The following is an 11,797-nucleotide window of genomic DNA, read 5'->3' as shown; positions in this document are numbered from 1 at the left end:
GGCGTCGCCACTTCCGAGTGGACACCGCTGCTGCGTGATGCTGCCCTTGCGACGGTGCGCGATCGATTCGACCGTCCCCCGAGTGACCTATTGGTCGATCTGGCGACGGCGCGTGATCAATTCGACCGTCCCCCGAGTGACCTATTGGTCGATCTGGCGACGGCGGGCGAGGCTGCGCTCCAGGTCGAGGCTGTCGGCCGGCGCGAGCACCTGCGCCGCGACGACCCGGGCCGCGAGGTCGTCGTCGCCCATGAAGGCGCCGAACACCTCGGGCACGGTGATGCCGTGCTCCGGCGGCTGCCCCACCTCGATGATGTCGCCGACCGAGAGCACACCGGGTTCGACGACCGCGAGGTACGCACCGGTTCGGCCTCGCTCGGTGAACCGGCGCACCCACCCCCGCTCCCCCATCCAGGCGGCGAAGGTCGCGCACGGGATCCGCGGTCCCGTCACCTCGAGCACCGCCGAGCCCACCGTCCACCGCTGACCGACGACAGCGGCATCCACATCGAGTCCGAGGGTGGTGAGGTTCTCCCCGAACATGCCGTCCCGCAGGTCCCGGCCGAGCTCGGCGCCCCACCAGTCCAGCTCCTCGCGCGCCACGGCATACACCGCCTGCTGTGACCCACCGTGGTGCTTTCGGCTGACGACGTCGTCTCCCAGCACCCCGCTTCCCAGGCCACCGCGCTTCGGGCCGGGGTCGCGCACCTCGATCGTGTCGACCGGGCGCTTGTCGATCGCCGTGTCGCCGCCGCGGGGCCGGATGCCGCTGCGGGCACCACCGATGTTGAGCGAAGTCACCACGGGTTTCATGGCCGAGAGCCTATGGCGGGGTCTGGCTCGGCGCGGTGGCAGCCAGCCGTACCCCGGGTGACCTATTGGTCGATGTCGGGACGGGGCCAGGCGTACCCCGGGTGACCTGTTGGTCGATCTCGGGACGGGGTGCTCCGGTAGCGTCCAGAGGGTGACCGAGCCGACCGCCGAGCCCCGTACCACCACCGCCGTCGACGCCGTGGCCGACGCCTACTTCGACGCCGCCATCGTCGCCAGCCCGATCGAGGCCACCTACCTGGGTGTCCCCGGCCGGGACACCGAGCTCGACGACCTCTCCCCGGACGGCTTCGCCCACCACGCCCACCTCGCGCGCCGGACCCTGGCCGCCCTCGACGGCGTCGAGCCAGCGGATGCCGTCGACCGGGTGACGGTCGCCGCCATGCGCGAACGCCTCGGCCTCGTCATCGAGACCCACGACGCCGGCTACGACGCCATGGCCCTCAACGTCATCGCCTCCCCCCTGCAGGCCTGCCGCGACGTCTTCGACCTGATGCCCACCGGCACGCAGGAGCACTGGGCCACCATCGCCGCCCGACTGTCCGCGGTGCCGCAGGCCATGGAGCAGTACACGCAGACCCTTCTCGACAGTGCCGACCGGGGCCTGGTCACGCCGCGGCGCCAGGTCGAGGCCTGCATCGTCCAGTGCGAGGAGCTCACCGCCCCCGACGGCTTCTTCGCCACCTTCGCGCAGGGGGCGAGCGCCGACGGCGCCCCCCTCGCCGACTCGGTGCGGGCCGACCTCGACCGCGGCGCCCGGGCCGCCGCGCAGGCCTACGAGCAGATCGGCACCGCGTTGCGCGAGCGACTGCTCGGGCTCGCCCCGACCTCGGATGCCGCGGGGCGCGAACGCTACGGCCTCGCCTCGCGCTCGTTCCTCGGTGCCACGGTGGATCTCGAGGAGACCTACGCGTGGGGGCAGGAGGAGCTCGCCCGGATCACCGACGACATGGCACGCACCGCAGACCGCATCCTCCCGGGGGCGAGTGTCCGCGAGGCCATCGCCCACCTCGAGAGCGACCCGCGCTACCAGCTGCACGGAACCGACGCGCTGCGCGACTGGATGCAGGAGCGCGCCGACGAGGTCATCGCGGCGATGGCCGACACGCACTTCGACATCCCGGAGCCGGTGCGCACCATCGAGTGCCTGATCGCCCCCACCCAGACGGGTGGCATCTACTACACCGGGCCGAGCGACGACTTCAGCCGACCGGGACGGATGTGGTGGTCGGTCCCCAAGGGCGTCACCGAGTTCGGCACCTGGCGCGAGCTGACGACCGTCTACCACGAGGGGGTCCCGGGGCACCACCTCCAGGTCGGCCAGACCGTCTACCGCCGAGAGCTGCTCAACAAGTGGCGCCGGATGATGTGCTGGACGAGCGGGCACGGCGAGGGGTGGGCGCTCTACGCGGAACGGCTCATGGCCGAGCTGGGCTTCATGGACGACCCGGGCAACTACCTCGGCCTGCTCGACGGCCAGTCGCTGCGCGCCGCCCGTGTCGTCCTCGACATCGGGGTGCACTGCGGCTTCGAGGCCCCGGCCGAGGTGGGTGGCGGGTCGTGGACGTACGACAAGGCCTGGACCTTCCTGCGGGCGCACTCCAACGAGGGTGAGGAGATGCTGCGCTTCGAGCTGAACCGCTACCTCGGCTGGCCGGGGCAGGCCCCGAGCTACAAGGTCGGCGAGCGGCTCTGGCTGCAGCTGCGCGACGAGGCCCAGCAGCGCGCCGGCGACGCGTTCTCGCTGAAGGACTTCCACCGACGCGCCCTCGACGTCGGGTCGGTGGGGCTCGACGTGCTGCGCGACGCCGTGCTCGACTGATGGGTTCGGAGCCGGCCGGGGACGGGCGCGGGGCCGTGGCCCGGGGGCGCCGGCCCGCGGGCAGCGGCACCCGCGAGGCCATCCTCGCGGCCGCGGCCCGCGCCTTCGCCGAGCAGGGCTACCCCCGAACGACGTTGCGCGGCATCGCCAAGGACGCCGGGGTCGACACCCGCCTCGTGTCGCACTACTTCGGCTCCAAGCAGGAGCTCTTCGTCAGCGTGGTCGAGCTCCCCTTCGACCCTGACGTCGTGATCCCCGCACTGCTCGGGCCCGGGCGGACCGGGGTCGGCTTCCGGCTCGCGGGCTTCGCGATCGGCATCATGGACACCCCCGAGGCACGCCAGACGATGACCGGGCTGCTGCGGGCTGCCGCCTCGGAGGAGGCTGCCGCCGTCCTCGTGCGCGACCTGCTCATGGAGCGCCTCCTCGGCCCGCTGGCCCACCACCTCGGAGGCGACGACCCCACGCTGCGGGCGTCCCTCGCCGCGTCGCAGGTGGCCGGCATGGCCTTCACCCGCCACGTCGTCGGCCTGCCGCGGCTCGCGACCGCCTCACGGGACGAGCTCGTCGGTGCCCTCGGGCCGGTGCTCGAGCACTACCTCGTGGGCGACCTGTCGCCACCGCCCGCCTGACGAGGCACAATCCAGCGGTGGAACTCGCCTCGGCCATCGTGGCCATCGTGCTCGTCGTCATCGTCGTCAGCCGCCTCGCCGCACCCGTCGGGGTGCCGACGCCGATCGCGCTGCTGCTCGCCGGGGCGGTGCTGTCGTTCGTGCCGGCCGTGCCGCAGCTGACGCTCTCCAGCGACCTCGTCCTGTACGGCCTGCTGCCGCCGCTGCTCTACGCCGCAGCCCTGTCGACGTCGCTGCTCGACATCAGGGCCAACCGGGCCTCCATCCTCGGCCTGTCCGTCGGGCTCGTGCTCTTCACCGCCCTGGGCGTGGCCGTCGTCGCGTGGTTGCTGCTGCCGATCCCCTTCGCCGTCGCCATCGCCCTCGGAGCGATCGTCGCGCCACCGGATGCCGTGGCGGCCACGTCCGTGGCCCGCAGCATCGGCCTGCCCCGGCGGGTCACGACGATCCTCGAAGGTGAGTCGCTGCTCAATGACGCGACCGCGCTCGTCACCCTGCGCACGGCCCTGGCTGCGGCCGGGTTGGCCGCCCACGGGGCAGCGACCCATGGCGAGGTCCCAGAGGTGACGGTCCCGTCCGTGGCGACCGACCTGCTCATCGCCTCGGTCGGTGGCGTCGCCATCGGCTTTGCTGCGTTCCTGGCGATCGGCGCACTGCGTCGCCAGCTGCACGAGGTGCCGGCAGACACCGCGCTGTCCTTCGTCGCGCCGTACATCGCCTACGTGCCCGCCGAGCTCGTCGGCGCCTCCGGGGTGCTGTCCGTCGTCACGGCCGGCCTGCTCCTGGCCCACAAGGCCCCCATCCTGCAGTCGGCACCCTCACGCCTCGCGGAGCGGATCAACTGGTCGAGCGTCACCTTCGTGCTGGAGAACGCCGTCTTCCTCCTCATCGGGCTCCAGATCGCATCCCTGCTCGAAGCGGTCGGCGAGGGCGACGGCTCACTCGGGCGAACCCTTCTCGTCGGCGGGGCCGTCCTCGTGACCTGCCTGCTGCTGCGTCCGCTGTGGATCGTGCCGTTCTCCCTCATCGGCGCGCGGCGGGCACCCGACCGCAGCGACGGCATCCGGGAAGGTCTCGTGGGCTCCTGGGCCGGGATGCGAGGTGTCGTGACCCTCGCGGCGGCCCTGACCCTGCCCGAGGAGACGCCGCTGCGCGCCGAGCTCATCGTGATCGCCCTGGTGGTCACGGTCGGCACGCTCCTGCTCCAGGGCCTGACCCTGCCCTCGCTCGCCCGCGCCCTCGACGTCCGCGGGCCGGACCCGCGCGAGGACGCCCTCGTCGAGGCCACCGTGCTCGGGGCCACGACGGGTGCTGGCCTCCGCCTCATCGAGGCCGACCCGGCCGCCGACCCGGCCGCGGTCGCCGCGATCCGAGACCAGGCCAGTGCCCGGGTCAACCGCAGCTGGGAACGCCTCGGCACGCTCGGGCCCGGCGACGACGAGACGCCGAGCGAGGCCCACGCCCGGTTGCGCACGAAGATGATCCGTGAGGAGCGCGCCGAGCTGATGCGCATCCGCGGCGAGGGCCACGTCGACCACGCGGTCCTCAGCGCGGTGCTCGGCCAGCTCGACGCCGAGGAGACCGCCCTGGTGTGGAGCGCCACCCGCACCGGCGCCGTGCGGGCCTCCCCCCTGCGCCCGCCGGACCGCATCGCGGGGGCCTGTGAGCACCTGGCCGCCGCTGAGGTCCCCAAGGCGCCGACCACCGCCGAGGGCTGCCCGCGCTGCCTCGCCGCCGGGGTGCGCTGGGTGCAGCTGCGGGCCTGCGCGACCTGCGGTGAGGTCGGCTGCTGCGACTCCACGCCCGGTCGGCACGCCGAGGCCCACTTCCGCGAGACCGGGCACCCGGTGATGCGCAGCATCGAGCCCGGCGAGGCCTGGCGCTGGTGCTACGTCGACGAGATCGTCGGCTGACCCCGCGAGGCACCGGTGAGGTCGCCGTAGGTCCTGCGCGCCTTCTCCAGTGCCTCGACGTAGCCGGCGCGCTCGTAGGCGCTCTGGTCCACACCGACCGGGACGGCCAGCAGGCCCCGGAACTCCTCGGGCGTGGCGAAGCCCTTGCGCCGCATCCAGTCCTCCAGCCCGTCCAGGAGCACGCCGGCGTGGCCGACCCCGTGGCGCAGCAGCGCGGACGCCGTCATGACGACGTCGGCCCCGGCCAGGAGGTACGACACGACGTCCGCGGCCCCATCGACCCCGGTGGTCGCGGCCAGGGAGGCGGTGACGTGCCCGCGCAGGATGGCGATCCAGGTTCGGGCCACGCGGGCCTCGGCCGGGGTCGACAGCGTGACCCCCGTCGTCACCGCGAGCGCCTCCGGGTCGACGTCGGGCTGGAGGAAGCGGTTGAACAGCACGAGCCCGTTGGCCCCCGCCCGGTCCAGGCGCATCGCCATCTCCCCGGTGGAGCTGAAGTGCGGGCTCAGCTTGACCGCCACCGGCACCGAGACGGCCTCCCTCACCTGCTGGAGGATCTCGACGTGGCGGTCCTCGACGTCGCGCGCCCGGGTGTGGGGGTCTCCCGGCACGAAGTACACGTTCAGCTCGATCGCGGCGGCACCGGCATCCTGCATCGAGCGCGCGAACCCCACCCAACCGCCGGCGGTGCTCCCGTTGAGGCTCGCGACGACCGGCACCTCGACCGCGGCCACGGACTGCTCGAGCAGCCGCAGGTACCGCGTCGCACCGCCGGTCCCGGCGCTCGGGACGTTCGGGAAGTAGGACAGCGCCTCCCCGAAGGCGTCCTCGTGCGCCTCGCTGACCATGAGGTCGCGCAGCTGCTCCCGGTGCACCTCCTCCTCGAAGAGCGAGTACATGACGACGGCACCCACCCCCGAGTCGGCCAGGGCCCGCACCCGGTCCACGCCCTCGGACAGCGGGGACGCGCTGGCCACCAGCGGGTTGCGCAGCGCCAGCCCGAGGTAGCTCGTCGAGAGGTCGCTCACCAGGTCCTCCTCGTGTCGGCGGCGAACCGGTCGGCACCGCGGGTCGCCATCTCCTCGTACGTCTGCCACCGCTGGTCGACGGCCTCCTGCTTCAGGCGCAGCAGCCGTTCCGCCTCGGCGGGGTCGGAGTTGCGCAGCATCCGGTAGCGCAGCTCGTGGTAGACGTAGTCCTCGAGCGGGATGCGGGGCCGCGGCGAGTCGAGCTGGAACGGGTTGCCCCCGCTCGCCCGCACCGCGGGGTCGTAGCGCACGAGCGGCCAGTGCCCGGAGGCGACGGCGCGGTACTGCTGGTCCAGGCCCTGGCGCATCTCGATGCCGTGGGCGATGCAGTGGCTGTAGGCGATGACGAGCGAGGGCCCGTCGTAGGCCTCCGCGTCGCGCAGCGCGGTCAAGGTCTGCTGGGGGTCGGCACCCATCGCCACCCGGGCCACGTACACGGTGCCGTACGCGATGGCCTGGAGGGCGAGGTCCTTCTTGGCCACTGACTTGCCCGCCGCGGCGAACTTGGCGACGGCGCCGATCGGCGTGGCCTTCGAGGACTGGCCGCCGGTGTTGGAGTACACCTCGGTGTCGAGCACGAGCACGTTGACGTCCCGACCGCTGGCGAGCACGTGGTCCAGGCCGCCGGAGCCGATGTCGTACGCCCAGCCGTCGCCGCCGACGATCCACACGGTGCGCCGCAGGAGGTGGTCGGCCACGCTGCGCAGGTCCTCCACGACCGGCCCGGTCATCCCCTCGAGGCGGCGCAGCAGCTCGGCGACCCGCTCGCGCTGCGCGGTGAGCTCGAACTCGCGCACCTGACCGGCCTCGAGGATGCCGTCCGCCAGGTCGGCGCCGACCTCCTCCCTCAGCTCGCGCAGCCGTTCCCGGGCCAGCCCCGTGTGCAGGTCGGCGGCCAGTCGCAGCCCGAGCCCGAACTCGGCGTTGTCCTCGAACAGGGAGTTCGACCAGGCGGGACCGCGCCCGGCGGCGTTCTTCGTCCACGGCGTCGTCGGGAGGTTGCCGCCGTAGATCGAGGAGCACCCGGTGGCGTTCGCGACGGTGAGCCGCTCGCCGAAGAGCTGGGTGAGCAGCTTGAGGTAGGGCGTCTCGCCGCAGCCCGTGCACGCTCCCGAGAACTCGAAGAGCGGCTGGAGAAACTGGGTGCCCCGCACCGTGCCGAAGTCCACACGGGAGCGGTCGTTGACGGGCAGGGTCTCGAAGAAGGCGATGTTCTCGCGCTCGGCCTCGAGCACCGGCTCGAGCGGCGCGAGGTTGATCGCCTTGCGCTCGGGCGCCCCCGGCATCCCCGGCACGACGAGCGGGCTGACCGGGCAGGCCTCGACGCACAGCCCGCACCCGGTGCAGTCCTCGACGTAGACCTGGAGCGTGTAGCGCGACCCCGGCAGCCCGGCGGCGTTGAGCGGTGCCGAGCGGAACCCCTCGGGGGCACCGTCGAGGGCATCGCCGTCGTAGAACACCGACCGGATGACGCTGTGCGGGCAGACGAAGCTGCACGTGCCGCACTGGATGCAGGTGTCGGGGTCCCAGGCGGCGACGACGTCGGAGATCCGCCGCTTCTCGTAGGCGGTCGTGCCGCTGGGGTAGGTGCCGTCGACGGGCAGGGCGCTCACCGGCAGGGCGTCACCCCGACCGGCCATCATCTCGGCGGTCACGGTGCGCACGAACGGCGGGGCGTCCCGCGGGACGATGTCGGGGACCTCCCGCTCGGAGGTCCGGGCGGCGGGGACCGGCACCTCGTGCAGGGCCGCGAGGGTGGCGTCCACGGCCGCCTCGTTGCGCCGCACCACCTCGGCACCGCGCCGACCGTAGGTCTTGCGGATCGCGGCCTTGACCCGGGCGACGGCCTCGTCGGCGGGCAGGACGCCCGAGATCGCGAAGAAGCAGGTCTGGAGCACGGTGTTGGTCCGGCCGGGCAGCCCCGCGCCGCGGGCCACGGACGTGGCGTCCACGGCATACAGGCGCAGCCGCTTGTCGATGATCCCCTGCTGGACCGGCCCGGGGATGGCGTCCCACACCTCGTCCGGCGGCTGGGGGGCGTTGAGCAGCAGGGTTGCCCCCTCCTGCGCGCAGGCCAGGACGTCGACGGTGTCGAGCAGCCCGAGGTGGTGGCAGCCGACGAAGCCGGCCCGGCTCACGAGGTACGGAGCGTGGATGGGGTGCGGGCCGAAGCGCAGGTGCGAGACGGTGAGCCCGCCGGACTTCTTGGAGTCGTAGACGAAGTAGGCCTGGGCGTGCACCTCGGGATCGGCGCCGAGGATCTTGATGGTGTTCTTGTTGGCCCCGACCGTGCCGTCCGAGCCCAGCCCGTAGAAGACGGCCCGCAGCGTCTGCGGGTCCTCGATGTCGAGGGTGGCGTCGTAGGGCAGGCTCGTGCCGCCGACGTCGTCGGTGATGCCGAGGGTGAACCGGCGCCGCGGCGCCTCGAGTGCGAGCTCGGCGAACACGCCCGCCACCATGCCCGGCGTGAGCTCCTTGGACGACAGCCCGTACCGCCCGCCGATGACCCGGGGGATGCCGTCGCGCTCACCGCGCGAGTCGGCCTCGGCCAAGGTGGCGAGGACGTCGAGGTAGAGCGGCTCCCCGTTGGAGCCTGGCTCCTTGGTGCGGTCGAGGACCGCCACCGCGCGCACGCTGTCCGGCAGCGCCTCGACCAGCTCCGCCGACGGGAAGGGGCGGTACAGGCGCACCTGGAGCACCCCGACCCGGTCGCCGCCGGCGACGAGGTGGGCCACCGTCTCGCGCACCGTCTCCGCCGCGGAGCCCATGACGACGACGACCCGCTCGGCCTCGGGGTGGCCGTGGTACTCGACGACCCGGTACGCGCGCCCGGTGTGGCCGGCGACCTCGTCCATGACGTCCTGCACGACCGCGGCCGTGCGGGCGTAGAACGGGTTCACGGTCTCGCGCGCCTGGAAGTACACGTCGGGGTTCTGCGCCGTCCCCCGCACGAACGGGTGCTCGGGCGTCAGGGCGCGGGCCCGGTGCTCGCGCACGAGGGCCTCGGGGACCACCGAGCGGAGCACCTCGTCGTCGATGAGCTCGACGGTGTTCAGCTCGTGGGAGGTCCGGAAGCCGTCGAAGAAGTGGACGAACGGCACGCGCGTGCGCAGCGTGGCGGCCTGGGCGACGAGCGCCATGTCGTGGGCCTCCTGCACCGACGCCGACGCCAGGAGGGCGAACCCCGTCTGCCGCACCGCCATGACGTCCGAGTGGTCGCCGAAGATCGACAGCCCCTGGGCGGCCAGCGACCGGGCCGCGACGTGGAACACCGTCGAGGTCAGCTCACCGGCGATCTTGTACATGTTGGGGATCATGAGCAGCAGGCCCTGGGACGCCGTGAAGGTCGTGCTGAGCGCCCCTCCCTGGAGGGCGCCGTGCATCGCCCCCGCCGCGCCACCCTCGCTCTGCATCTCCATGACCGTGGGAACCGTGCCCCAGACGTTGGCGCGCCCGTGGCTGGCCCACTCGTCGGCGAGCTCGGCCATCGTCGAGGACGGCGTGATCGGGTAGATCGCGCAGAGCTCGTTGAGGCGGTAGGCGACGTCGACCGCCGCCTCGTTGCCGTCGATCGTGACGCGCATCGGGTCAGCCCTCCGGGATCATGTCGATGGCGTGGACGGGGCACTGCCGGTAGCAGGCACCGCAGCCCGTGCACCGGGCGTCGTCGAACTCGTAGCGCAGCCCGACCCCGAGCTTGATGACGGCGCCCTCCGGGCAGGCGCCGAGGCAGCCGTCGCACTCGAAGCAGTTGCCGCACGACAGGCAGCGGCCGGCCTCGAAGACCGCCTCGGTCGGGGACAGCCCGGTCAGCACCTCGTCGAAGGTCAGCGCCCGGGTCGCCGGGTCGAGCACGGCCTCCTCGCGGCGGTCGTGCACGCCGAAGTACCAGAGGTTGAGCTGGTCCAGGCTCGCGAGGGGGTGCTTGGGCGCGCGGTGCACGGCGTCACCGCGCAGCCACGCGTCGATCGCCCGGGCGGCCCGCTTGCCGTGGCCGACGCCCACCGTGACGGTCCGCTGGCTCGGGACGGCGTCGCCCCCGGCGAAGATGCCCGGCACCCCGGTCATCAGGGTGTCCTTGGACACCTGCACGGTGTCTCCCTGGAACTCCAGGCCCGGGATGCCCCGGAGGAAGCCGGTGTCACTGGCCTGGCCGAGCGCGAGGATCACGGTGTCGGCCTCCAGGGTCTCGAACCGCCCGGTGCCGTGGGGGCGGCCGTGCTCGTCGAGCTCCTGGACCTCGACGGTGAGGTCGGTGTCCCCCATCGAGCTGATGGTGCGCAGCCAGTTGATCCGGATGCCCTCCTCCTCGGCGTCCTGCGCCTCGGACTCGTGGGCGGGCATCTGGTCGCGGGTGCGGCGGTAGACGATCACGGTGTCGTCGGCTCCGAGCCGGCGGGCGACGCGGGCGGCATCCATCGCGGTGTTTCCGCCGCCGTACACCGCGACGCGCCCGGCGAGGGGGGGCTGCGTGCCCGACGCGGCACCGCGGAGGAACTCGACGGCATCCATGACGCGGGAGGCGTCCTGGTTGGGGATGTCGACGCGGGTGGACAGGTGGGCACCGACGGCGACGAAGACGGCGTCGAAGGACCCGTCGCGCATCTCGGCCTCGAGGTCCTCGACCCGGTGGCCCTGCTCGATGACGACCCCGAGGTCGCGCAGCCGGTCGATCTCGGCGTCGAGCACGGCGCGCGGCAGGCGGTAGGTCGGGATGCCGTAGCGCATCATCCCGCCCGGCTCGCCCCCGACGTCGCGCACCGTCACCGCGTGCCCGAGGCGCACGAGGTGGTAGGCCGCGGACAGCCCGCTCGGGCCGCTGCCGATGACGAGGACACGGTGGCCGGTGGCCGGCGGTGGCGGGTCGAAGGCCCAGCCGTGCTCGATGGCCTGGTCGCCGAGGAACCGCTCGACCCCGTGGATGGACACGGCGCCGTCGAGATCGGCACGGTTGCACGCGGCTTCGCAGGGGTGGTAGCAGACCCGCCCGTGGATGGCGGGGAAGGGGTTGTCGAGCGTCAGCCGGCGCCAGGCGGCCTCGGGGTCGCCGCCCTTGACCAGGGCCAGCCACGCCTGGATGTTCTCGCCCGCGGGACAGCCCGCGTTGCACGGCGGCAGGAGGTCGACGTAGACGGGCCGCTGCGAGCGGACGGGCCCCGACCGGGGCCGGCCCTGACCCACCGACGCGAGCGGGGTGAGGTCGCGATCTTCTCCGGCCACGGACATCTCCTCCTCGTCCCGCCCCGGGAGGACCGGACGACGGCAATACTACGCCGCGTAGTTGACGAGTGCCGCACCGAGGAGACGAGCGCCACGCGGGGGCCGGGTTAGGTTGTCCCGTATGCCGTCCGCACGCCTCACGCTCCTGCTCGCCTCCGCGTCCCCCGCCCGCCGCACGACGCTCATCGCCGCGGGCGTGACGCCCCACGTGCGGGTGTCCTCCGTCGACGAGGACGCCGCCGTCGCTGCGGCCGAGGCCATGAGCGGGCCGCTGGAGGCGCCAGACGTGGCCCTGCTCCTCGCCCGGGCCAAGGCCGAGGACGTCGTCAGCACGATCGAGGCCGACGAGAC

The 11,797-nt window shown here is 73.1% G+C and carries 8 protein-coding genes; 4 read left to right on the top strand and 4 right to left on the bottom strand.

The window, feature by feature from the left end; genetic code table 11:
* Positions 1-141: 141 nt before the first annotated feature.
* The gene (locus tag PLL68_RS06785) at positions 142-813 is read right to left on the bottom strand and encodes an MOSC domain-containing protein (protein ID WP_324532869.1); all 672 of its coding nucleotides are present in this window, start codon (positions 811-813) and stop codon (positions 142-144) included.
* Positions 814-964: 151 nt separating this feature from the next.
* On the opposite strand from PLL68_RS06785, the gene PLL68_RS06780 reads away from it, so the two are divergent.
* The 3 genes from PLL68_RS06780 to PLL68_RS06770 are packed head-to-tail and all read left to right on the top strand — an operon-like array spanning position 965 to position 5,198.
* Positions 965-2,653 (top strand): DUF885 domain-containing protein, encoded by a 1,689-nt coding sequence (locus PLL68_RS06780; RefSeq protein ID WP_324532867.1) that lies wholly within the window; start codon positions 965-967, stop codon positions 2,651-2,653.
* Positions 2,653-3,285, top strand: coding sequence for a TetR/AcrR family transcriptional regulator (locus tag PLL68_RS06775; protein WP_324532865.1), 633 nt, complete (start codon positions 2,653-2,655; stop codon positions 3,283-3,285). Before PLL68_RS06780 ends, PLL68_RS06775 begins: the two co-directional genes overlap by 1 nt.
* A gap of 17 nt (positions 3,286-3,302) precedes the next feature.
* A complete protein-coding gene (locus PLL68_RS06770) occupies positions 3,303-5,198 on the top strand; it encodes a cation:proton antiporter domain-containing protein (protein ID WP_324532864.1) in 1,896 nt (631 codons plus the stop codon).
* Here the strand turns inward: PLL68_RS06770 and PLL68_RS06765 are convergent.
* From PLL68_RS06765 to PLL68_RS06755, 3 genes are read right to left on the bottom strand one after another with little or no spacing between them, the layout of a single operon-like run.
* Positions 5,174-6,226, bottom strand: a complete 1,053-nt coding sequence (locus PLL68_RS06765) for a dihydroorotate dehydrogenase-like protein (protein ID WP_324532862.1) — start codon at positions 6,224-6,226, stop codon at positions 5,174-5,176. The two genes, PLL68_RS06770 and PLL68_RS06765, sit on opposite strands and share 25 nt — an antisense overlap.
* The gene (gene nifJ / locus PLL68_RS06760; RefSeq protein WP_324532860.1) at positions 6,223-9,810 is read right to left on the bottom strand and encodes a pyruvate:ferredoxin (flavodoxin) oxidoreductase; all 3,588 of its coding nucleotides are present in this window, start codon (positions 9,808-9,810) and stop codon (positions 6,223-6,225) included. The genes PLL68_RS06765 and nifJ overlap by 4 nt, the downstream gene beginning before the upstream one ends.
* A gap of 4 nt (positions 9,811-9,814) precedes the next feature.
* On the bottom strand, positions 9,815-11,452 hold the full coding sequence (locus tag PLL68_RS06755) for an NAD(P)-binding protein (RefSeq protein WP_502910684.1): 1,638 nt from the start codon (positions 11,450-11,452) through the stop codon (positions 9,815-9,817).
* A 115-nt stretch (positions 11,453-11,567) separates the two neighbouring features.
* Here PLL68_RS06755 and PLL68_RS06750 point away from each other — a divergent pair.
* On the top strand, positions 11,568-11,797 hold a 230-nt coding region (locus PLL68_RS06750; RefSeq protein ID WP_324532856.1), incomplete at its 3' end, for a Maf family protein.

It is taken from the genome of Ornithinibacter sp., assembly GCF_035443565.1.
Classification (GTDB): domain Bacteria; phylum Actinomycetota; class Actinomycetes; order Actinomycetales; family Dermatophilaceae; genus Fodinibacter.
The sequence above is the reverse complement of the archived record's forward strand: the minus strand, read 5'-3'. Positions and strand labels throughout refer to the sequence as shown.